The organism is Novosphingobium sp. GW821-FHT09E05 (assembly GCF_059416165.1).
In genome coordinates, this window is record NZ_JBWKOQ010000001.1 from 2,029,961 (window position 1) to 2,052,531 (window position 22,571).

Below are 22,571 nucleotides of genomic sequence, written 5' to 3' on the forward strand. Positions count from 1 at the left end.
AATCCAGAACCGATTGCAGTCGCCTGTCCGAATGGCGAGTCAGGCAAACGGTCGGGGGACGCTCACGCATGCTCTACCAGGCCTATCAGGCATATTGCGACACGCTGGCCCCCGCCCGATTCGCCGCGCGCGCCGCGACGGGTTTTCGCGACAAATTCCTAGGCGGCGCGGACAAAATGCCGTTCGCCCGCCGCCTCTTCGCGCTGGCCGAGACGTTCGAGAAGTCCGCCGTCACTCACGCCCGCCCGGACTACGCCATCGACGAGGTGCTCTGCGGCAACGCCCTGACCCCGGTAGTCGAGGAAGTGACGCTCGCCATGCCGTTCGGCGACCTCCTGCACTTCGCCAAGCCCGAGGTCGCCGTGCCGCAGCCCAAGGTCCTCGTCGTGGCGCCGCTGTCCGGCCACTTCGCGACCCTGCTGCGCGGCACCGTGCAGACGCTGCTGCGCGACCACGACGTCTACCTCACCGACTGGTACAACGCGCGCGACGTGCCGCTTTCGGCCGGAACCTTCGGGCTCGACGATTACATCGACTATGTGATCCGTTTCCTGCAGGAACTCGGCGACCCGCACGAGAAGCGCGGCGCCCATGTCCTCGCGGTGTGCCAGCCCTGCGTGCCCGTGCTCGCCGCCGTGGCGCTGATGGCGCAGGACGACGATCCCTGCCAGCCGCGCACGATGTCGCTGCTGGGCGGCCCCGTCGACGTGCGCGAGTCGCCCACCGCGGTGAACGACCTCGCCAACGCGCAGGATTTCGCGTGGTTCGAGGATAACCTGATCCATACCGTGCCCTGGCGCTACAAGGGCGGCGGCCGCAAGGTCTACCCGGGCTTCATCCAGCTCTCGGCCTTCATGGCGATGAATTCGGGCCGCCACTATGCGCAGTTCCGCAAGCTCTACCAGCACCTTGCCGACCAGGAGCAGGCCGAGGCCGACAAGATCGAGGACTTCTACGACGAATATCTCGCCGTGCTCGACATGACGGCCGAATTCTATCTCGAGACCATCGACAAGGTGTTCCAGCAGGCGCTGCTCGCCAAAGGCGAACTCACGCACCGGGGCCGGCTGGTGGACTGTTCGGCGATCCGCAAGACCGCCTTGCTCACCGTCGAAGGCGAGCGCGACGACATCTGCGCCGTGGGCCAGACGGCGGCGGCGCACCTGCTCTGCACCAGCCTGCGGCCGCACCTGAAGCGCCACCACCTGCAGCCGGGCGTGGGGCACTACGGGGTGTTCTCGGGCTCGAAGTGGGACCGCGAGGTCTATCCGCAGGTACGGAACATGATTTTGGCGATGGCTTGAGGGTTGGCGCCACCTCGCGTCTTACCCGGCCCCGGATCGGTACTCGCTGACCCTATAAGACCTCGTCGTTCCCGCGCAGGCGGGGACGACGAGGTTCTGGTTCGATGTTCGGCCAGAAGCGATCGCCCCCGGCCGAGCCGGGGACGACGTTTCTTTACGTCAGTACCCCGCCTTGTTCAGCCAGGCATCGACCTCCGCCATGCGGGTCTGCTTGACCTGGATCCGATCCTGGATCCTGGCGATGGCCTCGTCGACCGGGCGGCGGGCGCCGACCGGCAGGCGGGCGCTGGCGTAGGCCTTGAGCTTATCGACCATCGCCGGATCAGCACTGCCCTGCGCCAGCTTGGCGACGTAGCGGGTCGCGCCCGAGCCATCGACGCGGGCCATGACGGCGTCGTGGTTAGCGATCACGAAATCGAACGCCTTGTCCGGCTGGCCGCCGGTCGCGACCGAGCTGATGATCACCGGGCTGGTGGTCACGCCCGGCTCGTCGGTCAGCGACAGCGCCAGCGCCTTGTCGGCCAGCGCCGGGTCCTTCGCCATGCCGAGCAGCGAGTAGAGCGTGGTCTTGACCTGCGCCGAGGTTTCGGACTTCGCCATCTCGTGCAGCGCGTCCCAGGTCTCCGCATCGGCGTTCTTGGCGACGACGGTCAGGATCGACACCCGCAGCGACGGGTCGAGGGCAGCAGGATCGGTCTTCGACGCGGCGAAGCGGCGGCGCGCCTCGGCGAGCACGGTGGGTTCACCCAGCGCGCCGAGCGTCTCGATCAGGGTGCCGCGAAGGTCGCCGTCGGTCACCTGCTCGTCCGCGCGCGGGGTCCAGCCGAGACGTTGGAGCACCGGCAGCAGCCGCGCGTTGGCAAAGCGCGACAGGGCCGCCTGCCGCCTGTCGTCCCCGCGCGCATAGCCGCCGAGTTCGGAGATCACCTTGGCGGCGCGCTCCATGACCTGCGGCGAGGCATCGGCGGGCAGGCTCTTCACGACATCGAGCATGTCGGCCATCGGCTGGCGGCCGGCATATCCCAACGCCACCGCATCGTTGAGGATACCGAGCTGGTCGACCGGCTGCACCTTGGCGATCGACTTTGCGAGACCGGCGAATGTGGCGGGATCATAGAGCACGCGGTAGTAGCCAGACTGCCCGGCATTGACGACGACCGGGCCGCAGCCCGCCACCTTGAGCGCGCCCTTGCCCTGCAGCAGCGTATCGGCCGCCTCGCCGGTCAGCCCGGCCGCACGCACCGGCACGCGCCAGGCGAGCGGCTTCTTGTCGGCACGGTCGCGGGTGAACTCGCCTTGCTCGAGGCTGAGGCTGGTCTGCCCGCCCGCGCATGAGGCGGAAACCTTCACCAGCGGGATGCCTGGCTGCAGCGTGAAGTCGTGGGCGATCTGCGCGATCGGCTTGCCCGATGCCTTCTCGATCTCGGTCCACAGGTCGTCGGTGACGGTGTTGGAGTGCTGGTAGCGCTTCATGTACGCCTGCACGCCCGCCTGCCACTGCTTCGAGCCCGCATAGGCCTCCAGCATGCGGATCACCGCCTCGCCCTTGGAATAGGTGATGCTGTCGAAGGCCTGGCTGGCCTCTTCCACGGTCTTGATCGGGTGGATGATCGGATGCGTGGTGACGTAGGCGTCCTGGCCCATCGCCAGTTCGCGCGCGCCCATCGCGGTCAGTTCCGGGTGCCATTCGGGGTGGAACTTCTCGGTCGCCCGGCTCTCCATCCACGAGGCGAAGCCCTCGTTCAGCCAGAGGTCGTCCCACCACGACATCGTGACGAGATCGCCGAACCACTGGTGCGCCATCTCGTGCGCGACGACGGTGAAGATGCGCTCACGCAGGGAGTTCGACGCGATCTTGGGGTCGAGCAGCATCGCGTTTTCGAAGTAGAAGATGCCGCCCCAGTTCTCCATCGCGCTGAAGAACTGGCTGCGGCCCGGCGCCGCGATGTGGTCGAGCTTGGGCAGCGGATAAGGCGTGCCGAAGTAGTCGTTCATCCACGGCAGCAGGTCGGCCGAGGCGCCCAGCGCGTAGTCCGCCTGGGCGAGGTCGCCGCGCTTGGTCAGCACACCGATCTCGGTGCCGGCCGCCTGCGTCGTCTTGCGCTCGAAGTCGCCGAGGCCGAAGAACAGCAGGTACGTCGACATCTTCGGGCTCTGGCCGAAAGTGACGAGGGTCTTGCCCTTGCCTGCAGGCTTGCGGCTCTCGACCGGCAGGTTGCCGACCGCCATCTCATCGCTCGGCACTACCATCTTCAGGCCGAAGGTCGCCTTGTAGAACGGCTCGTCCCACGACGGCATGAAGCGGCGCGCGTCCGAATTCTCGAACTGCGTGAACAGCGCGCGCTTCTGCGAGCCGTCGGCCGCCTTGTAGTCGAGCGCGAAGAGGCCGAACGCCTGCGTGTTGATCTTGCCGGTGTAGTCGATCGACAGCACGTAGCTGCCGGGCGCCACGGCCTTGGCAAACGTGAAGGTCGCTGTCTGCTCGTCGGCGTTGAGCTCGACGAGAGATGCGCCGATGCGCTTGCCGCCGCTGGTGGCGAGCGCGGCCCCGGCGATCACGAGGTCAGCGGCCTGCAGCGTGATCGTACGCGTCTCGGTCAAAACATCGACGGTGATGGCCGCCTTGCCGGCGAAAGTCAGCGCCTGCGCGTCGGGGGTGACGGTGACGTCGTAGTGCGTCGGGCGGACGCTGCGAGGAAGCTGGGTAGTGACGGTCATGGCGGTCGCACCCTGGCTGGCGGAGGCTTGTGCGAGCGCCGGGCTGGTCCCAAACATCGAAAGGGCAACGCCGGCGAGCAGCGCCGACATGGCGCAGCAAACATTGATTTTCATTGGCGACTCGAATTTTTCTTGGGGCCGCCTTGCTAACGCACGATCCTCGACACGCAACAAAAATGCCATAATGCGCAACTAAGTCTCATAAGCATCTGATGCCTCGCCGCGCCTCCCTGCCCCCTGCGCGCTTGCATTTGCCCCCGAATCCGGTAAGGGCCCGCCTTCCCCATCGTCACGAGACTTCGGGGAAAAGCCAAGAAAGCCGGAGGGGCCCCGCAATCCCGCGGACAAGCCAGCGATCGGTTATGTTGAGAAAAGGAAGCTGCCGTGGCTCTATATGAGCACGTTTTCCTGGCACGCCAGGACCTCAGCCAAGCGCAGGTCGATGCGCTGGCTACCGCCGCAAGCGAGATCGTCGAGTCGAACCAGGGCAAGGTCGTCAAGACCGAGACCTGGGGCCTCAAGAACCTCGCCTACAAGATCAAGCGCAATCGCAAGGCGCACTTCGTGATGCTGAACATCGAAGCCAATGGCGCCACCGTCGCCGAGCTCGAGCGTCAGACCTCGATCAACGAAGACGTCATCCGCTACGTCACCATCCGCGTCGACGAGCACGAGGAAGGCCCTTCGGTCATGATGCGCAAGAGCGACCGCGAGCGTACGCGCCGTCGCGAACGTGAAGGGAACTGACCTCCATGGCACGTGCATTCTTCCGCCGCCGCAAGTCCTGCCCGTTCTCGGGCAAGAACGCGCCGAAGATCGACTACAAGGACGTTCGTCTGCTCCAGGGCTTCATGTCCGAGCGTGGCAAGATCGTCCCGAGCCGCATCACGGCGGTTTCCGCCAAGAAGCAGCGTGAGCTGGGCCAGGCGATCAAGCGCGCCCGGCACATCGGCCTGCTTCCCTTCATCGTCAAGTAAGGAGGGACTGACCCAATGGACATCATCCTCCTGGAACGCGTCGAAAAGCTCGGCGCCATCGGCGACGTCGTCACCGTCAAGGACGGCTACGCACGCAACTACCTTCTTCCCAACAAGAAGGCCCTGCGCGCCAACGACCGCAACAAGAAGGTCTTCGAGGCCAACCGCGCCAAGATCGAGGCCGAGAACGCCGAGCGCCGCACGGCCGCTCAGACGCACTCGACCGACGTCGAAGGCAAGCAGGTCGTCCTGATCCGCGCTTCGTCGAACTCGGGCCAGCTCTACGGTTCGGTTTCGGTGCGTGACATCGTCGACGCCCTGAACGCCGACGGCGCAAACCTGTCGAAGAACATGATCGTGCTGGAACGCCCGATCAAGACTCTCGGCATCTTCGACGTCAAGGTCAGCCTGCACCCCGAAGTCTCGGTCAACGTCAAGGTCAACGTCGCGCGTTCGCCCGACGAGGCCGAACTGCAGACGCAGGGCGTAGACGTGATGGCCGCGATGTTCGAACAGGACGTCTCGGGCTTCACCGAAGCCTACGACCCGAACGCCGAACCCGGCGAAATCGCGGTCGAGGAAGAAGTCGAAGAGGGCGAAGCTCAGGCCTGAGCTTTCCCTTCGGCGTCTGCCAAGGAATGACAGGGCCCTCGCTTCATCGGAGCGGGGGCCTTTTCCTTTTTGGGTCAGTGCCCTGCATCACTCTTCCGTCGCTCCTGCGTAGGCGGGGATGACGAAGTTTGGCATGGACAGAAGCCTCAACCGGGGAACACCCCTAATGATCACCTCCATCACCCCCGCCGCCTACCGCACCGACGCCGCCTTGCGCGCCGCGATGGTGGCGCTCAACAACGCCCATGCCGTCGAACTCTCGTGGGCGGACGAGAACCGCATGGGGATGCTGGTGGACGAGGCGTTCCTTGCCGCGCGGGTCGGCATGGTCGATGCCATGCTCATCGCCTTCGCGCCGGGCGCCGCCTACGACAGCGCGAATTACCAGTGGTTCGCGAAGCGCTACGCCGGCTTCGTCTACATCGACCGCGTGGTCACCGCCCCCGAGGCGCGCGGACGCGGCCTCGCCCGCCTGCTCTACGCCCATTTGTTTGAAGCCGCCCGCTTGGGCGGGCTCGAGCGGATCGTCTGCGAGGTCAATTCCGACCCTCCGAACCCGGCTTCGGAGGCCTTCCACGAGGCGCTCGGCTTCGCGCCGGTGGGCGAAGCGCTGCTGGGGAACGGCAAGACCGTGACTTACCTGGCGCTGGAACTGGCCTCCTAGCCGTCACACCCGCGCCCTAAACGCCCCCTATTGCGCCGCAACAGAGATTGCGTAATAGATGGCCATGCAGATGATGAAAGAAACCCTCGCGGAATTGGTCCGCGTCTACGAAGCCGCTGTCTCCACTCTTAAGGCCGATATCACCGCCTTCGTCGAGCACGGCACCCTTCCCCCCACCGATCGCCGCGCCGCGCGCGCCTGGACCTATCCGGAGCTGCGCATCACCTATCGCGGCACCGAACGCGCCGCGCGCGCCTCGCGCGCGTTCGGCCGGCTTGAAGTTGCCGGCACTTATTCCACCACGGTCACCCGCCCCCACCTTTTCGCAGACTACCTCACCGAACAGCTCGCGCTGATCGAGGCCGAGTACGAGGTCGAGTTCGAGGTCGTCGCCTCCGCGCAGGAAATCCCGTTCCCCTATGTGCTCGAAGGCGTGCCGGTCGGCGCGGTGACGCCGCAGGAGTTGGCCGCTCACTTCCCCAGCACCGAACTGGCCATGATCGGCGACGAGATCGCCGACGGCATCCACGTCTTCCAGCCCGACGAGCCGCAGCCGCTGGCGCTGTTCGACGGGCTGCGCACCGACTTCAGCCTCGCGCGGCTGGCGCACTACACCGGCACCAGCCCTGAACATTGCCAGCGCTTCATCCTGTTCACGAACTACCACCGCTACGTCGACGAATTCGTCGACTGGGCGGGCAAGCAGGTCGGTTCGGACGGCTACGTCGCGCTGTCGGGTGCGGGCGGTCTCTACCTCGACGCGCCGACCGAGAACGCCCGCGCCCGGCTGTCCGACACGGCCTGGCGGCGCCACCAGATGCCCGCATACCACCTCGTGCGCGAGGACCGCTCGGGCGTCACGCTGGTCAACATCGGCGTCGGCCCGTCCAACGCCAAGACCATCACCGACCACCTCGCGGTGCTGCGTCCCGAAGCCTGGCTGATGATCGGCCACTGCGGCGGCCTGCGCGAAAGCCAGCGCATCGGCGACTACGTCCTCGCCCATGCCTACCTGCGCGACGATCACGTCCTCGACCCGGTGCTGCCGCCCGAAATCCCGCTTCCCGCCATCGCCGAAGTCCAGATGGCGCTGGCGCAGGCGGCAGAGATCGTCAGCGGCGGCGGCGGCGCCAACCTCAAGAAGCGCATGCGCACCGGCACCGTGGTCACCACCGACGACCGCAACTGGGAGCTGCGCTACACCGATTCGGCCAAGCGCTTCTCGCTCAGCCGGGCGATCGGTATCGACATGGAAAGCGCCACCATCAGCGCCCAGGGCTACCGTTTCCGGGTGCCCTACGGCACCCTGCTCTGCGTCTCGGACAAGCCGCTCCACGGCGAACTCAAGCTGCCGGGCCAGGCCAACCGCTTCTATGAGGAGGCCATCGCCAGCCACCTCAAGATCGGGCTCATCACCTGCGACCTGCTACGCGAACAGGGCGACCGCCTGCACTCGCGCAAGCTGCGCGCCTTCAACGAGCCGCCGTTCCGGTGACCTCTTGACCGTCTCTACGGATTAACCGGGGCGGCGGCTGTTCAGGCATCGCCCAGCGGCATTGTGAAAGTGAAGGTGGTCTGTTCCGGCGAGGATTCGACGGCCAGTCCGCCGCTGTGCGCGTTGGCGATCTCGGAGGCGATGTAAAGGCCAAGCCCAAGCCCCTCGCGCCCCGCTCCGCCGCTGCCTCGCGCGAAGGGATGGAACAGGCGGGCGCGCGCGGCGAGCGGGATTTCCGCTCCTCCGTTCGTGACCGACAACCGGAATCTGCCATCCATCACGCCGCATTCGACGACGATCGGCCCGGCCGGATCGCCATGGGCCAGAGCGTTGCCCAGCAGGTTCGACAGCAATTGTCCGATGCGCTGGCGGTCGCAGCGCACCCGGACCGCCCCGACATCGCATTTCAGGCGCATGTCGCTCTCCGGATGGCTTGCTGCCAGTTCGGAGACGACATCCTGGATGACGGGCTCGATGTCCTCGTCGCGATACTCCAGCGCCAACCCTCCCCCGAGCCGGCCACGCGCGAAGTCGAGGATGTTGTCGATCAGCAGCGACATGCGCGAGGAACTGCGCTGCATCTGGTCGAGGATCAATTCCGCGCGCGAAGGCTCGGGCAGCTTGCGCAGCATGGTCACGCCTGCGTCGATGGCGGCCAGGGGGTTGCGCAGGTCATGGCCGACGACCGCGATGAACTGTTCCCGCAGTTCGCCCGCCTCCACTTCCACAGCCAGCTTCTCTTCCGAGACCGTCAGCCGGTCGGCGGCATCGAGATGGAACGCCAGGAGTTCGGCGAACATCCGGAACGTGGCCTGGACTTCAGGACGATCGAGGTCGGCAGGGCTGGGATCGATGCAGCACAAGGTGCCGAAGAAAGTCCCGTCCGCGCGCATGATCGGCATCGAGATGTAGCTGCGCAGCCCGTAGATCGCCGGAGTGTGGTGGTCGCGGTAGGCAGGGTCGGCCTGAACGTCCGAGATGACGACCGGTCGGCCGGCCTGCCGGATTTCGTGGCAGATGGTGGTCTCGATCTTCAGCTCGCCGCCCGGAAGCAGGCCGAAGCCGATCTTGTCGAGCACCTCGCACGCTATCCAGCGCTCCTCGGTAACCCGTGCAACGGCGGCGAAGCCCATGCCGGTGAGACGGCAGATAGTGTCGAGGATGGTCGGGACGATGTCGATCCGTCGTACCGCCGCAACATCGTTTTCAAGCAGTCCCATGCCGCCTCCTTGCGGGGTCTGCCTAGCATATCCATGCGTTCCGGCGACTCGTCTCAATGCGTCAATTCCGTAGGTACATAGCTGCAATGTGATGAAATCGGCAGCCGAAATCAGCGGGATAGGCATGGTCCATGTACCTGATCCCCAGCTTCCCGCCCAGCCCCGCACCCACTGGCACCTCCGGCATCAACCGCCTGATCGCCTCGGTATTCGGCGTCCGCCTCGTCAGCGATGTGCCCGAGCGCCTGTCGCGCTGGCGTATTCCCTATCCGCCCAACGCCAGGCGCCGCGACCGCATCGCCGCCATCAGGACGTGCGGCGTCCTGTTCATCCACGTCCCAAAGAACGCCGGGACCTCGGTGTGCGACAGGCTCTACGGCCAGCAGATCAAGCATGAGACCGTGCGCTACTACGCCATGGTCGCGCCCGACGTGCTGGATCTGCCCAGCTTCGCAGTGGTGCGCGATCCGGTCGCCCGGTTCCTGTCCGCCTATCGCTATGCCCGCAATGGCGGCACCGGCGAACGCGCCGTGGCCCGTCCCTTCAACGCCCGCTACCGGGGCTTCGAGTGCATCGACGATGCTATCGACCATCTCGCGACCGCCCGCACGCCCTTCGACATCGACCACATCTTCCGGCCGCAGAGCTGGTATCTCACCGACGCCGCCGGCGAGTGCCGCATCGACACCCTCGTCCCCTATGAAGCGCTCGGCAATCTCGGCGACATTGTCGACTTGCACGGACTCGACGACCTGCCCCGCCTCAATCGCTGCGGGGCCGCCTATCCCCCGGCGCTCAATCCGAGCCAGGAAGCCTTCGTGAGGGACTTCTACAGCTCGGACTTCGCGCTGAGGCAGCAGGCAGCGATGCTTACCAGCCGGACTTTTCGCCCTTGTTCTGCTCATCGAGCCACGTCTTGAGCGGGGCGAAGTAGTCGAGCATCGGCTTGGCGCTGATCTGCCGCGAGCCGGTGAAAACCTTCAGCGCCTCGGGCCAGGGCTTCGACTGCCCCATCGCCAGCATCGCGTTCAGCTTTGCGCCGACCTGCTTGTTGCCATAGAAGCTGCAGCGGTGCAGCGGGCCCTTCCAGCCGGCCTGCTTGCACGCAGCCTGGTAGAACTGGAACTGCAGGATGCGCGCAAGGAAGTAGCGCGTGTAGGGCGTGTTGCCGGGAATGTGGTACTTGGCGCCCGCATCGAAGGCATCGTCGGGCCGCGCCGTGGGCGGGGTGATGCCCTGGTAGTCGAGGCGCAGCTTGGTCCAGGCCTTGTTGTAGTCGGCGGGCTTGATCGAACCGTCGAAGATGCCCCAGCGGTAGCGGTCGATCAGCAGACCGAACGGCAGGAACGCCACCTTGTCCATCGCCTGGCGCAGCAGCAGCCCGGTGTCCTTGTCGGCGCTGGGCACGCGGGCCTTGTCGAGCAGGCCGATCTGGACAAGGTACTGCGGCGTGATCGACAGCGCCACGAAATCGCCGATCGCCTCATGGAAGCCGTCGTTGGCGCCGTTGAGGTAGAGGTACGGCTGCTTGTTGTAGGCCCGCTGGTAATAGTTGTGGCCCAGTTCGTGATGGATCGTGGTGAAGTCTTCAGCGTTCACCTTGGTGCACATCTTGATGCGGATGTCGTCCTTGTTGTCCACGTCCCAGGCCGAGGCGTGGCAGATCACCTCGCGGTCGGCGGGCTTGACGATCATCGAGCGGGTCCAGAACGTATCCGGCAGCGGGTCGAAGCCGAGCGAGGAATAGAAGCCCTCACCCGCCTTGACCATGTCGACCGGCGTCTTCTGCTTCGCCTTGAGCAGGTCGCCCACGTCGTAGCCGAGGGCGCCCGCCCCCTCCGGTGCGACGAGGGGGTAGATGTTGCCCCACTCCTGCGCCCACATGTTGCCGAGCAGGTCGGCGCGGATCGGGCCGGTGCGCGGCTGCACCGCGTCGCCGTACTTCTCGTTGAGCTTGCGGCGCACGTAAGTATGCAGCGCGAGGTAGAGCGGCTTGGTCTCCTCCCACAGGCGCTGCGTCTCGGCGGCGAACTGTTCGGGCGTCATGTCGTAGCCCGAGCGCCACATCGCGCCGACGTCGGCATAGCCAAGCTCGGCCGCGCCCTGGTTGGCGATGCCCACCATCTTCACGTAGTCGCCCTTCATCGGCTTGCCGACGTTGTCGTGCCACGAGGTCCACATCTCGGCGAACTCGGCGGGCGTATGCTCGAGGTTGCCCATCTCGGCCTCGATGTCCGAGCCATTGATCGGCTTGCCGTCCAGCGTGCCCTTGCCCTTGCCGTAGGCGGAGGACAGGCGCGTGGAGATTTCGCTCAGCCGCGCCGCCGCGCCCGCCGTGGTCGGTGCCGGGAGGACGATGCCCTGGCGTAGGATGCCGAGCTTGCGCGACACGTCGGCGTCGAGCCCGGCGACTTTCGCGAACTTCGCCGCCTCGACTGCATACTTCACCTGCTTTTCGGTCAGGTCGCCGTTGGACCTGGCCGCCAGCGCGTCGGTGTCCTCGGTGATGTAGGTGTAGTTGACCCAGTTGGCGCGGTTGTTGTCGAGCGAGAAGGCGAACAGGTCCTTCTCGGCATCGGCGACGAACCGGGCGGCCCCATCCGCAGTCATGGCGTAGGCGGGCGCCTCCTGAGCCCCCGCGGGCATGGCGGCGAACGACAGGCTTGCGGCGAGCGCCGTCAGCGCGGTGGATGCGAACTTCATGGGGCGGACCTCTCTGAACCTTTTGATGGTCCGGAGACTAGACGGGGCCCGCGCCAGATCAACACCGGCCGATCGATTTTTCCGCAGTCCGCGCCAGGCTGCGTTTCCGCTGCCCCGCAGTGCCGAACGCCCCGCGCCCGGCACTCATCCCGCCTTACGCGACCTGTTCGACCGGCATATTCTGCATGCGCTCGTGCAGGTCCTCGACCCGCGCGTTGAAGCGCTTGCGGGGCTCGTCCATCGTGTTCAGGTCGACGAACCACATATAGACCATGGCGCGCTGGCCGGACCAGATCTGATGCGAAATCATCCGGGATTCGCCCAGCCACACTTCGCCGGGATCGAACGCCACGCTGTGCCGGGGGCGATTGTCCTTCCAGATATCCGCCATGCCGCCGAAGATTTCCCGCGCGACGTAGTGTAGCATCACGTTGGGATCGCCACCGGCGAACCGGCCAAGATCATGCTCGTGATAGATGGATTCCAGGTATTCTATCGAACGATGGCTGACGTTCCAGATGCGCTTGCGGCTGTCCAGATTGCAGAAAATCCGGGCCTGATGAAAATCATCATTGATCCCGTGATTGTCCCAATGAAGGTTTTCGAACAGGGTCTCGGTCAGCCGCAGGCTCGATATGAGGCGCGTCGGCTTGTAGTTGGGAAAACACAGACCGAAAATTCGGGTCAACTCATCGTGCGCGATGCCCAGGGCGGAGTGCGCCTGCTCGAAAATGCGGCGATCTCCGCGGCACAGCGTATCGAACATGGCCTGCCGCAGCGGGCTTTCGAATTGCAGCGTCTCGCCTTTGCCATCCCCCCGGTCGACCACCGTAGGCGGCGTTCCGACGAAGAAGTTGGTCGCCTCGAGCTTCTTGAGCTTTTTGCGGATCTTGATGTCGCTGATGTCGTCGATCCGGTCATCCAGCGCCTCGATCGCCGCCGAATTGAAGGGAAGGCGATAGTCCTTGATGATGACCAGCGTCCCGTCCTCGAACAGGTCCATGACGCCTTTGGGGCGAGCGGCAATCTCATCGAGCGTCAAATACGTGATGTAATCTTTTACCGCCGGATGCCGTACGATAGTCGCCACTCAAAATCCCCCCGGAAAGCCCTGGTGCATGCGCCGCGACGGGATAGCCCCGGCGAGCGTCACGCGCAATCGGTATGTGGCGCCTGGCCGCCCTGGTTTCAGGCCAGAAACTCCGCGATCGCCCGGCCCATGTCCTTGAAAGTAACCGAAGACATATGGTTGCCCGGCGTTTCGGCATACCTGCCGTCCGGCAATGCGGCGGCAAGTTCGGGAGCCGAGCCGTTGTCGTGGTCGTCCGCGCCGCACACGCACAGCGTCGGCATGGTGACGCGGGCGATGGCGTCGGGGGGTGTGTCGTCCACCGAGCCCAGCAGCAGGCGCGCGGCGACCCGGTCGATCTTCATTGTCTTCATGAAGGCCTGCGCCACGAAGGCCTTGTCGCCCCGCTCGATCGAACCGAAGCGGTCGATGGCGTCCACGAAGTGCGCACTGCGCCGGGCCCAGCCCGACAGCCCGCTGAGCCCCATGCCCCCCAAGACCAGCCGGCGCGGCGCGAGCCCTGCCAGCACACCGCGCACCGCCGTGCGCGATCCGAGCGAGAAACCGCCCAGATCGTAGTCGGAAAGTCCGTGCGCGGCGATGACGGCCTTGAGATCCTGCACCAGCACGTCGGACGGATAGGCCGCCGGATCGTGCGGCCCCTCGCTCTGCCCGTGGGCGCGCAAGTCGGGCATGATGACCTCGAAGCCTGCATCTGCGAGGATCTTCGCGTTGCCGAACTTGATCCAGTTCACCTCGGCGCTGGAAAACAGGCCATGGAGCAGGACAAGCGGCCGTCCCGAGGTCTCTCCCATTCGGTGAACGGCCAGTTTTGCGCCGCCGAAGCCCTCGACGAATTCCGTAGTCACATCACTCAAAGCAATCTCGCTCGCTATCGTCACTCGGGCGGTTCCAGGCCGGCCTCCTCCCAGCGTTTCACCACGTTGGGATTCTCGCCGCTGGTCATGCCGGGCAAGTGCCGCACATCGGTCCAGGCGGTCAACATGCTTTCGGTCGCGTAATTCTTGCTCGGCCGGAACGGCGTGGGATCGTCGAAGCTGCCGATGGTCAGGTCGATGTTGCCTTCGCCGTCCAGGAACGCGAAGCCCAGCGGCGTCCCGCAATGCGAGCAGAACGGGCGGTGCCCGATCGCCGAGGACTGATACCAGTCCGGTTCGGTATGCCATTCGAGCGCGTCTCGCGTCACGTTGGTGTAAGCGATGGAGACGCCGCCGGTCGCCCTGCGACACATCTTGCAGTGACAGAGGTAGGCCGCCTCGGGCTCCACCTCGGCCGTATACCGGACGCGGCCGCACTGGCAGCCGCCGGACAGACTGATGCTCATGACGCGATCCTAATCAAACCCGCCCAGCAACCAACCCCGAGATCGCGCCGGCGTTCCCTCGGCGCGAACCGGTTGGCGGATAGACCAGTGGCACAGATGCCGTTTACGCCGTAATGGCGCGTGCCCGCCCGCAGCGCCCTGCGCGGAATCTGGTCACGCAAGACTGGCGGCAGGTCCGAAGATGGGCGATGACGGCGCGATGGCATCGGAAGAACAGACGGCAGCGGACGGCCGCCCCAGGCTCGGCAGGCAGCAGCGGCGCCTGCTGCAGCGCCTGTGCAACGGACGCACCACCCCGATCGTCGCGGACGGCAGGGATTTCCTCACTTACCGCGATGCCGCGCGCTATCTGCTTTCGCTGGACGAAGAAGCACGCGATGCGGCCTATGCCCAGATGAAGGCCTTCGCGTCGCGCACTTGAGGATCCTCGCCCGAATGGCCCGGCGAGGCGCGCCTCACCCCTTCTTGAGGTGGAGCCGTCCCAGCAGTTCGGCGATCTGCACCGCGTTGAGCGCCGCGCCCTTGCGCAGGTTGTCGGACACGCACCACAGTGCCAGGCCGTTCTCGACCGTCGGGTCCTCGCGAACGCGGCTGACGTAGGTGGCACCGTCGCCCACGGCTTCGACTGGGGTGACGTATCCGCCATCCTCGCGCTTGTCGACGAGCATAACGCCGGGCGCCTCGCGCAGGATGTCCTGTGCCTCGATGGCGGAAATCTCGTTCTCGAACTCGATGTTCAGCGATTCCGAATGGCCGACGAAGACCGGCACGCGCACGCAGGTCGCCTGCACCTTGATCCTGGGATCGAGGATCTTCTTGGTCTCGACCACCATCTTCCACTCTTCCTTGGTGGAGCCATCGTCGAGGAAGACGTCGATGTGCGGGATCACGTTGAAGGCGATCTGCTTGGTGAACTTGCGCGGTTCGACCGAGTCGCCCACGAATATCGCGCGGCTCTGCTCGAACAGCTCGTCCATGCCGTCCTTGCCGGCGCCGGAAACCGACTGGTAGGTCGAGACGACCACGCGCTTGATCGTCGCCTTGTCGTGCAGCGGCTTGAGCGCGACGACCATCTGCGCGGTCGAGCAGTTGGGATTGGCGATGATGTTGCGCGCGGTGTAACCGGCGATCGCATCAGGGTTCACCTCGGGCACGATCAGCGGCACGTCGGGGTCCATCCGGTAGAGCGAGGAGTTGTCGATCACTACGCAGCCCTGCGACGCGGCCTTGGGCGCATAAACCTTGGTGGCTTCCGAGCCTGCGGCGAACAGAGCGATGTCCCACCCGGTGAAATCGAAATGCTCGAGGTTCTTGACCTTGAGCATGCGGTTGGTGTCACCGTATTCGATCTCGACCCCGATCGAGCGCGACGAGGCCAGCACCGCGATCTCGTCCGCCGGAAATTCACGCTCGGCCATGGTGTTCAGGATCTCGCGGCCGACATTTCCGGTCGCCCCGACGACGACAACGCGATAACCCATGAGACAATCCTTCCAGCAGCGCCCGGCGGGGCTCGCGCGGGCGAGCGGCCGGGAACGCCCAATGTGAAGGCGGCGGATTACAGCCAGACTACATCGAGGGCAAGCGCCCCCTGCCCTCAGGCAGGCGCCAGCGCTCCCGGTGTCGCGGGCTCGGCGGGATGGCGCACGAACGGCTGGCGTTTCCAGTACGCCAGCGAACGCCACGCCCACTCCAGCGGCCCGCACAGGAAGTAACGCAGCCACAGGTTCGCGAAGACCAGCATGAACACGTCGATCACCGCCGCCGTGAGCGCGAGTTGGGCCCAGCCGAACCTGGCCCATAAGTCGAGGCCCCAGGGCGCGAAGACGAACCACAGCGTGACCAGGCTGGTCAGCACATAGATCGAGAAGGCCATGCGTCCCACCGCCTTGAACGGCGCCAGTACCTGCCGCCCCGCGACCGTCTTCATCAGCAGGTTGAACAGCGCGACGTGGCCCAGCGTCACCGCCAGCCGGGCGAACTCATGGGTGATCCAGCCGGACTTGGGGTCCAGCGTGAAAGTGAACATCTCCGCCACGGCCCAGGCCCTGAGCCCGCAGCCCACCCCATAGGCGGCGACCGCAGTGACGGCATAGAACCGCGCCGATTTCCCGCCCTGGATGACGCCCCACTTCCACAGCGCCATGCCTATGAACATGCCGCAGACCGCCTCGAGCACGGTGAAGAAAGTACCTCCGCCGGCGCCGAAGATCTTGTTCCACACGCCCCAGGAATACATCACGAATGCGAACGGCCCGGCGGCGTGAGCCTTGCGCTCCTCGTCGACCATGGTCTGCGCCTTCTTGCTCAGCGGCTTGGAAAGGTCATGCGCATCGCGCTTCTCCTGCCATTCAGACAGGGTCTTCTTGTCCTTGTCGCCAAGCTTGGCGCCGCCCGCCTGCTTCTTCTCGAGCGCCTGTACGGTCTGAATCTTCTCGATCCGATCGTGGTATTCGAAGCCGCCGCCAACCGCCATGAATGCGGCGAACCCCAGTCCCAGCGCCAGGAGGACCTTGGGCGGCGCCTTGCGGAACGGGAACAGGAACAAAGCCGCCAGACCGTAGGCGAGGAGGATGTCGCCGATCCAGGCGATCACGAAGATGTCGATGAGGCCAAACGCGATCAGCAGCAGGTTGCGGCGATAGTACAGGTCCGCCACGGCGACCGGGTCCTCCGGCCGCATGGCTTTGGCCGTCAGCACCATCATGCCGGCGCCGAACAGGAGCTCGAACAGGCCGCGCTGGGTGCCGTCCCAGAAGATCTGGATCGTCGCCCAGGTCGCCTGATCCGCAGGCGTCCACGAGAGGCGGCGCACGTCGTCCATCCATGATGTCACGACCGTGCCCATGAAAGGGATGTTCATGAAGAGAATGCCCAGGATCGCGACCCCGCGCAGCACGTCCATGACGTCTATGCGCGCACGCCCACTAACCGGACCGAGACTTATCGCTTCTCCCACCGTGCCTGCCCCTCACAAGTTATCGCAAGAAGACTACGCGCCGATCGTTGACCCGTCAATTTCCTGTAGTTCCGAATCCATGACAAGTTATGTTGTTATTCGAATATCATCCGCTGACCGACATACGGTGATTTTACCAGCATTCTCAAAGACAATTGATGCGCGGTCACCGCACGGGCTTGCCATATTGCGGCGGCTGGTCACTCATCGGTATGCGGGAGCTATCCGCTGGCACGTGCCCGGGACCGGCATTCCCCGCGCTTCATCGGCAGAACGACCTCTCCGTTCTTCCAAAGCCCGCCGTCATGCCCCATCGAAGCCTTGCATCATCGCGACCGTGGTCACGCAGTGCCCGCCAAAGTCGGCAAAGGGCCGGATCGTCGCCTAGCGGCGGTCCTCGCAGCGATGCCGCATCGCCCGGCGCGCACAGCCTCGGATAGTGACAACCGGCCACGGCCCTGCCGCACGAGGCCCCATTCGGATCGCTCTAAGCGAAAGGGCGCCGGATCACCGACGCCCTCGCTTATTGTCGAGGCAGCAACGCGGCTCGGTCCGAAATGCCGGTCAATGCGCGGTCGCGCCCGTCGCGGATGTGTGCGGCGGAGGCGCGGCGGCCAGTTCGTCAGCCTCGGTCCATTCGATTGCCGTGAGCGGTTCGGTGAGCGCCTTGGCGAGTACCTCGTCGACATGGGCGACCGGGATGATCTCCAGCCCCTGCTTTACGTTCTCGGGGATTTCGGCGAGATCCTTGCGGTTCTCCTCCGGTATCAGCACGGTGGTGATACCGCCGCGCAGCGCCGCGAGCAGTTTCTCCTTGAGCCCGCCGATCGGCAGCACCCGGCCGCGCAGCGTGACTTCACCGGTCATGGCGATGTCCTTGCGCACCGGAATGCCGGTCAGCGTCGAGATGATCGAGGTGACCATGCCGACACCCGCCGAAGGACCGTCCTTGGGCACCGCGCCTTCGGGCATGTGGACGTGGATGTCCTTCTTGTTGAAGACGCTCGGCTTGATGCCATAGGCGGGCGAGCGGGCACGCACGAAGCTGAACGCGGTCTGGATCGACTCGTTCATCACTTCGCCCAGCTTCCCGGTCGCCTTGATGGTGCCCTTGCCGGGCACGGTCACGGCCTCGATCGTCAGCAGTTCGCCGCCAACTTCGGTCCAGGCGAGACCGGTCACCGCGCCGACCTGGTGCTCTTCCTCGCCCATGCCATGGCGGAACTTGCGCACCCCGGCGTAGTCGGCGAGGTTTTCGCCGGTGATGACGACTTCGGTGGCCTTGCCTTCGAGGATCTGGCGCAACGACTTGCGCGCCAGCCGCGCGATCTCGCGCTCCAGCGTACGGACGCCGGCTTCGCGGGTGTAGTAGCGGATCAGGTCGCGCAGGCCTTCCTGCGTCAGCGTGAATTCGCCCTTCTTGAGACCATGCGCCTCCACCTGCTTGGCGACCAGGTGCCGCTCGGCGATCTCGACCTTCTCGTCCTCGGTGTAGCCCTCCAGGCGGATGATCTCCATGCGGTCGAGCAGCGGCTGCGGCAGGTTCAGGCTGTTCGCCGTGCACACGAACATGACGTCCGACAGGTCAATGTCGAGTTCGAGGTAGTGGTCCTGGAACTTGGCGTTCTGTTCCGGATCGAGCACTTCGAGCAGCGCCGATGCCGGATCGCCGCGGAAATCCTGGCCCAGCTTGTCGATCTCGTCGAGGAGGAACAGCGGGTTCGACTTGCCGGCCTTGCGCAGGTTGGTGACGATCTTGCCCGGCAGCGAGCCGATGTAGGTGCGGCGGTGACCGCGGATCTCGGCCTCGTCGCGCACGCCGCCCAGCGACTGGCGGATGAACTCGCGCCCGGTAGCCTTGGCGATCGACTTGCCCAGCGACGTCTTGCCGACGCCCGGCGGGCCGACGAGGCACAGGATCGGGCCCTTCAGCTTGTTGGTGCGCGCCTGCACCGCCAGATACTCGATGATGCGGTCCTTGACCTTGTCGAGCGCGTAATGATCGGCGTCGAGCACGTCCTGCGCGGTCGAAATATCGCGCTTGAGCTTGCTCTTCTTGCCCCATGGCAGGCCCAGCAGCACGTCGAGGTAGTTGCGGATGACGGTCGCCTCGGCGCTCATCGGCTGCATCGACTTGAGCTTCTTGAGCTCGCCGACGGCCTTCTCGCGCGCTTCCTTGGACAGGCGGGTCTTCTCGATCCGTTCGGCCAGTTCCTGAAGCTCGTTGGCCTCCTCGCCCTCGCCGCCGCCCAGCTCGGACTGGATCGCCTTGAGCTGTTCGTTGAGGTAGTACTCGCGCTGGGTCTTCTCCATCTGCCGCTTCACGCGGCCCCGGATCTTGCGCTCGACCTGCAGGACGCCGAGTTCGCCTTCCATGAAGGAATAGACCATTTCCAGCCGCTTGAGCGGATCGGGCTCGGACAGCACCGCCTGCTTGTCGGATACCTTGGCGGAAAGCTGCGCAGCCACGGTATCGGCCAGCTTGGCCGCATCCTCGATGTCGCCGAGTTGTTCGCCGGCATCCTGGCTCAGCTTCTTGTTGAGCTTGGCATATTCGCCGAACTGGTCGACGACTGTACGCATCATCGCCGAGACTTCGGTGCCCTCGGCCTCGATCGGATCGAGCATTTCCACGCCCGCAACCAGCATCTCGCCGTCGTCGGTGGTTTCGGAGCGCAGGGTTTCGAGGCGGGCGCGGTCCTGGCCTTCGACCAGCACGCGCACGGTGCCATCCGGCAGCTTCAGCAACTGGAGCACGCTGGCGACCACGCCGGTCTCGTACAGGTCGTCGCGGTCGGGATCGTCGCAGCCAGGGTCCAGCTGCGCGAGCAGGAAGATGTCCTTGTCCCCTGCCATCGCCGCTTCGAGCGCGGCCACGGATTTCTCGCGGCCGACGAACAGGGGCACGACCATGCCCGGGAAGACGACGATGTCACGCAAGGGGAGAAGCGGAAGCAGGTTCAAAGCAATATCCAATCATCACGCACGGAGGACTGCATACAGCCGCCCCGGCTCTTGGCGGACGATATGGGGTCTTCACGCCGCCTTGCAATCTTTTGCTGGCGAAAGCCTGTGGGAAGCCCCCGGCCCTGCATCTTGTCCTTACGCCCGCAGACATGCCGGCGCAGCGGCGGCATGATCCGTGGCGGAGGTTTCCGGGCGCAATCCGCACCGGAATCGACGTGTCGTCCCCGGCTTGACCGGGGACAACGAAAACGGCCTCAGAACGGCAGCTTGAAGCCCGGCGGCAGACCCATGCCCGACTGCGCCTTGGCGAGTTCCTCGTTGGCAACCGAGTCCGCCTTGACGCGCGCGTCGTTGTAGGCGGCGGCGATCAGGTCTTCGAGCATGCCCTTTTCGCTGGGCTGCATCAGGCTGTCGTCGATCGCCACGCCGATGACGCGGCCCTTGGCCGAGCAGCGAATCTTGACGAGACCGCCGCCGGAAAGCCCCTCGACTTCCATCTGGTCGAGCTTGCCCTGGGTTTCGTTCATCTGCTTCTGGATGGTCTCGGCGGCAGCTTGCGCGGCCTGGATCATCTCTTCCATCGACTTCATCTCAACGTCTCCAGTTACGCTGACCGCCGCCGATCGCGGCTGGCCGGTCATCTTCGATCAATTCGGCGCCGGGGAAAGCCGCCAGCGTCGCCTCGACCAGCGGCGAGGTGCGCAGCGCCTCGGTATCGGCGGTCTTCTTCGCTTCGGCGATCTCGACGAGCGTGGGCGCGCCCTCTGCTTCCACCCGCTCGACCTGCCAACGCTCGCCGGTGGCTTTCTGGAGCCCGGCGCGCACGATGGCGGCGACGTCCTCCTTGAAGGCCGGCGGCTGGCTGTAACGCAGCAGGCCCGGCGCCAGTTCGACCACGCGCACCTGCATGCGCATGGTGTTGGCGGTGGACAGCTCGCCGTTATGCTCGACGTCGTCGACCAGCGCTTCCCAGCGCGGCGTGATCGCGGCCGGGGCGGAGGCGGACGGCGCGCTCGGAACGGCCCCGCCTTCATGGGCAGCAGGCGCCGCCGGAGCGCGCGCCGCGATCTCTTCCAGCTTGCGCACCAACGCGCCGGGATCGGGCATGTCGGAGGCGTGCATGATCCGCAGCAAGGCCATCTGCGCCGCCACCAGCGGGTCGGGCGCGGACTTCACTTCGTCGTGGCCCTTGAGCAGCAGCTGCCACAGACGGTGAAGCTGGCCGGCGCGCAGGGACCTGGCCCAGCCCTCGATCGCCTCGCGCTCCTCGGTGGTGTGGGCGTCGGCGGCGTTGCCGGCGACCTGAGCGACGGCGATGCGGTGCGTCAGGTCCATCAGCCCGCGCATCATCGCGATCGGCTCGACGCCGAGCGCGAACTGGCGCGCGACGATGTCGAGCAGGTCCGGTCCGCGCCCTTCGAGGATCGCGGCGACCAGCGTGCGCTGGATGGTCTTGTCCGACAGACCGAGCATGTCGCGCACCTTGTCGGCGCTGACCTGGCCCTCGCCATCGAGGTCGGCGTGGGCGATCGCCTGGTCGAGGATCGAGAGCCCGTCGCGCACCGAACCTTCGGCGGCGGCGGCGACCATGGCCAGCGCCTCGTCCTCGGCCTCCACGCCTTCCTGGCGGCAGACATGCGCGAAGTGCCCGGCGAGCATCGGCGCAGGGATGCGGCGCAGGTCGAAACGCTGGCAGCGCGAAAGCACCGTGACCGGCAGCTTGTCGACTTCGGTGGTCGCGAAGAGGAACTTCACATGCGCGGGCGGTTCCTCAAGAGTCTTGAGCAAGGCATTGAAAGCATTGCGGGACAGCATGTGAACTTCGTCGATGATGTAGATCTTGTAGCGCGCCGAGACGGCTGAATAGCGTACCGCCTCGATGATCTCGCGCACGTCGTCGACGCCGGTGTGGCTGGCGGCGTCCATCTCGATCACGTCGATGTGGCGGCCCTCGACAATGGCGATGCAGGGCTCGCACTTGCCGCAGGGGTCGATGGTCGGACCGCCCTGCCCGTCCGGGCCGATGCAGTTGAGGGCCTTGGCAATCAGCCGCGCGGTCGAGGTCTTGCCGACCCCGCGCACGCCAGTCATAAGGAAGGCATGAGCGAGCCGGTCGCGCTTGATCGCATTGGCCAGCGTCTGGACCATCGCCTCCTGGCCGATCAGTTCGGCGAAGGTCTGCGGGCGGTACTTGCGCGCGAGCACGCGGTAGGGCTGGGCGGCAGCCGGAGCTGGCGCAGCAGCGGCCTTGGGCGCGGACGCGGCCTTGGCCGGCTCGGGAGCAGGCGCGGCGAACATCGCCGACTGGCCTGCCGCTTCGAGTTCGGCGGCGGTAGGCGCGGCTTCCGGTTCGGGCGCCTCGGGCTCCGGCGCACCGAACATCGACTGCTGCCCCGCTGTCTCGAGTTCGGCAGCATCGGGCGTGTCCTGGTCCTCGTCTTCGTCGTCCCAGGGAGGCGTGTCGCCGAACATGTCGCGTGAATCGTCCATCGTCGCCCAAACTAGGGCCTGGGCCGGGGAATGTCAGGGAAAAAGCAC

General features: G+C 65.6%; 19 protein-coding genes. 8 read left to right on the plus strand and 11 right to left on the minus strand.

The genetic code is table 11. The annotated features are described in order from the left end of the window. The first annotated feature begins 68 nt into the window (after positions 1-68). Positions 69-1,304, plus strand: a complete 1,236-nt coding sequence (locus AC07M9_RS09515; RefSeq protein WP_494883267.1) for a polyhydroxyalkanoate depolymerase — start codon at positions 69-71, stop codon at positions 1,302-1,304. A gap of 159 nt (positions 1,305-1,463) precedes the next feature. On the opposite strand, the gene AC07M9_RS09520 is transcribed toward AC07M9_RS09515, so the two are convergent. Next, on the minus strand, positions 1,464-4,136 hold the full coding sequence (locus AC07M9_RS09520; RefSeq protein ID WP_494883269.1) for a M1 family metallopeptidase: 2,673 nt from the start codon (positions 4,134-4,136) through the stop codon (positions 1,464-1,466). Between the two features lie 270 nt (positions 4,137-4,406). Here AC07M9_RS09520 and rpsF point away from each other — a divergent pair, with 270 nt between their 5' ends. From rpsF to AC07M9_RS09545, 5 genes are all read left to right on the plus strand, one after another. Continuing rightward, positions 4,407-4,769, plus strand: coding sequence for a 30S ribosomal protein S6 (rpsF, locus tag AC07M9_RS09525; protein ID WP_494883271.1), 363 nt, complete (start codon positions 4,407-4,409; stop codon positions 4,767-4,769). A 5-nt stretch (positions 4,770-4,774) separates the two neighbouring features. Continuing rightward, positions 4,775-4,999 (plus strand): 30S ribosomal protein S18, encoded by a 225-nt coding sequence (gene rpsR / locus AC07M9_RS09530; RefSeq protein ID WP_007686754.1) that lies wholly within the window; start codon positions 4,775-4,777, stop codon positions 4,997-4,999. 15 nt (positions 5,000-5,014) lie between these two features. Then, the gene (gene rplI / locus AC07M9_RS09535) at positions 5,015-5,611 is read left to right on the plus strand and encodes a 50S ribosomal protein L9 (protein ID WP_494883273.1); all 597 of its coding nucleotides are present in this window, start codon (positions 5,015-5,017) and stop codon (positions 5,609-5,611) included. 166 nt (positions 5,612-5,777) lie between these two features. Continuing rightward, positions 5,778-6,275 (plus strand): GNAT family N-acetyltransferase, encoded by a 498-nt coding sequence (locus AC07M9_RS09540; RefSeq protein ID WP_494883274.1) that lies wholly within the window; start codon positions 5,778-5,780, stop codon positions 6,273-6,275. A gap of 64 nt (positions 6,276-6,339) precedes the next feature. Continuing rightward, positions 6,340-7,770: an AMP nucleosidase gene (locus tag AC07M9_RS09545; protein ID WP_494883276.1), complete on the plus strand. Its 1,431-nt coding sequence runs from the start codon at positions 6,340-6,342 to the stop codon at positions 7,768-7,770. 41 nt (positions 7,771-7,811) lie between these two features. On the opposite strand, the gene AC07M9_RS09550 is transcribed toward AC07M9_RS09545, so the two are convergent. After that, entirely contained in the window at positions 7,812-8,990 is a 1,179-nt protein-coding gene (locus AC07M9_RS09550) for a GAF domain-containing sensor histidine kinase (RefSeq protein WP_494883277.1), read from the minus strand. Between the two features lie 131 nt (positions 8,991-9,121). On the opposite strand from AC07M9_RS09550, the gene AC07M9_RS09555 reads away from it, so the two are divergent. Beyond that, positions 9,122-9,910 (plus strand): sulfotransferase family 2 domain-containing protein, encoded by a 789-nt coding sequence (locus AC07M9_RS09555; protein ID WP_494883279.1) that lies wholly within the window; start codon positions 9,122-9,124, stop codon positions 9,908-9,910. Here the strand turns inward: AC07M9_RS09555 and AC07M9_RS09560 are convergent. The 4 genes from AC07M9_RS09560 to AC07M9_RS09575 form a co-directional block, all read right to left on the minus strand. After that, on the minus strand, positions 9,861-11,693 hold the full coding sequence (locus AC07M9_RS09560) for a M2 family metallopeptidase (protein ID WP_494883281.1): 1,833 nt from the start codon (positions 11,691-11,693) through the stop codon (positions 9,861-9,863). The two genes, AC07M9_RS09555 and AC07M9_RS09560, sit on opposite strands and share 50 nt — an antisense overlap. 154 nt (positions 11,694-11,847) lie before the next feature. Next, positions 11,848-12,783 carry a hypothetical protein gene (locus tag AC07M9_RS09565; protein ID WP_494883283.1) on the minus strand — a complete coding sequence of 312 codons (936 nt, stop codon included), beginning with the start codon at positions 12,781-12,783 and terminating at the stop codon, positions 11,848-11,850. Between the two features lie 98 nt (positions 12,784-12,881). Further along, positions 12,882-13,640 carry an alpha/beta fold hydrolase gene (locus AC07M9_RS09570; protein WP_494883285.1) on the minus strand — a complete coding sequence of 253 codons (759 nt, stop codon included), beginning with the start codon at positions 13,638-13,640 and terminating at the stop codon, positions 12,882-12,884. A gap of 20 nt (positions 13,641-13,660) precedes the next feature. Beyond that, entirely contained in the window at positions 13,661-14,107 is a 447-nt protein-coding gene (locus AC07M9_RS09575) for a GFA family protein (protein ID WP_494883287.1), read from the minus strand. A 181-nt stretch (positions 14,108-14,288) separates the two neighbouring features. Between AC07M9_RS09575 and AC07M9_RS09580 the strand changes: the two genes are divergently transcribed. Then, a complete protein-coding gene (locus AC07M9_RS09580) occupies positions 14,289-14,528 on the plus strand; it encodes a hypothetical protein (RefSeq protein ID WP_494883288.1) in 240 nt (79 codons plus the stop codon). Positions 14,529-14,562: 34 nt separating this feature from the next. Here AC07M9_RS09580 and AC07M9_RS09585 read toward each other — a convergent pair whose 3' ends face one another. The 5 genes from AC07M9_RS09585 to AC07M9_RS09605 form a co-directional block, all read right to left on the minus strand. Further along, entirely contained in the window at positions 14,563-15,588 is a 1,026-nt protein-coding gene (locus AC07M9_RS09585) for an aspartate-semialdehyde dehydrogenase (RefSeq protein WP_494883290.1), read from the minus strand. A 116-nt stretch (positions 15,589-15,704) separates the two neighbouring features. Continuing rightward, entirely contained in the window at positions 15,705-17,012 is a 1,308-nt protein-coding gene (locus tag AC07M9_RS09590) for a DUF418 domain-containing protein (protein WP_494883292.1), read from the minus strand. 618 nt (positions 17,013-17,630) lie between these two features. Next, entirely contained in the window at positions 17,631-19,979 is a 2,349-nt protein-coding gene (gene lon, locus AC07M9_RS09595; protein WP_494883911.1) for an endopeptidase La, read from the minus strand. Positions 19,980-20,287: 308 nt separating this feature from the next. After that, positions 20,288-20,623, minus strand: a complete 336-nt coding sequence (locus AC07M9_RS09600) for a YbaB/EbfC family nucleoid-associated protein (protein ID WP_494883294.1) — start codon at positions 20,621-20,623, stop codon at positions 20,288-20,290. 1 nt (position 20,624) lies between these two features. Next, positions 20,625-22,523 (minus strand): DNA polymerase III subunit gamma/tau, encoded by a 1,899-nt coding sequence (locus tag AC07M9_RS09605; RefSeq protein WP_494883296.1) that lies wholly within the window; start codon positions 22,521-22,523, stop codon positions 20,625-20,627. Positions 22,524-22,571 lie beyond the last annotated feature (48 nt).

Bases quoted from the DNA above. Each gene is read 5' to 3' on its own strand.
- rplI (WP_494883273.1), top strand. From the start codon at position 5,015: ATGGACATCATCCTCCTGGAACGCGTCGAAAAGCTCGGCGCCATCGGC.
- lon (WP_494883911.1), bottom strand. From the start codon at position 19,979: ATGGTCGTGCCCCTGTTCGTCGGCCGCGAGAAATCCGTGGCCGCGCTC.
- AC07M9_RS09560 (WP_494883281.1), bottom strand. From the start codon at position 11,693: ATGAAGTTCGCATCCACCGCGCTGACGGCGCTCGCCGCAAGCCTGTCG.
- AC07M9_RS09515 (WP_494883267.1), top strand. From the start codon at position 69: ATGCTCTACCAGGCCTATCAGGCATATTGCGACACGCTGGCCCCCGCC.
- AC07M9_RS09575 (WP_494883287.1), bottom strand. From the start codon at position 14,107: ATGAGCATCAGTCTGTCCGGCGGCTGCCAGTGCGGCCGCGTCCGGTAT.
- AC07M9_RS09605 (WP_494883296.1), bottom strand. From the start codon at position 22,523: ATGGACGATTCACGCGACATGTTCGGCGACACGCCTCCCTGGGACGAC.
- AC07M9_RS09540 (WP_494883274.1), top strand. From the start codon at position 5,778: ATGATCACCTCCATCACCCCCGCCGCCTACCGCACCGACGCCGCCTTG.
- AC07M9_RS09545 (WP_494883276.1), top strand. From the start codon at position 6,340: ATGCAGATGATGAAAGAAACCCTCGCGGAATTGGTCCGCGTCTACGAA.
- AC07M9_RS09585 (WP_494883290.1), bottom strand. From the start codon at position 15,588: ATGGGTTATCGCGTTGTCGTCGTCGGGGCGACCGGAAATGTCGGCCGC.
- rpsR (WP_007686754.1), top strand. From the start codon at position 4,775: ATGGCACGTGCATTCTTCCGCCGCCGCAAGTCCTGCCCGTTCTCGGGC.
- AC07M9_RS09580 (WP_494883288.1), top strand. From the start codon at position 14,289: ATGGGCGATGACGGCGCGATGGCATCGGAAGAACAGACGGCAGCGGAC.
- AC07M9_RS09590 (WP_494883292.1), bottom strand. From the start codon at position 17,012: ATGGACGTGCTGCGCGGGGTCGCGATCCTGGGCATTCTCTTCATGAAC.
- AC07M9_RS09555 (WP_494883279.1), top strand. From the start codon at position 9,122: ATGTACCTGATCCCCAGCTTCCCGCCCAGCCCCGCACCCACTGGCACC.
- AC07M9_RS09600 (WP_494883294.1), bottom strand. From the start codon at position 20,623: ATGAAGTCGATGGAAGAGATGATCCAGGCCGCGCAAGCTGCCGCCGAG.
- AC07M9_RS09550 (WP_494883277.1), bottom strand. From the start codon at position 8,990: ATGGGACTGCTTGAAAACGATGTTGCGGCGGTACGACGGATCGACATC.
- AC07M9_RS09520 (WP_494883269.1), bottom strand. From the start codon at position 4,136: ATGAAAATCAATGTTTGCTGCGCCATGTCGGCGCTGCTCGCCGGCGTT.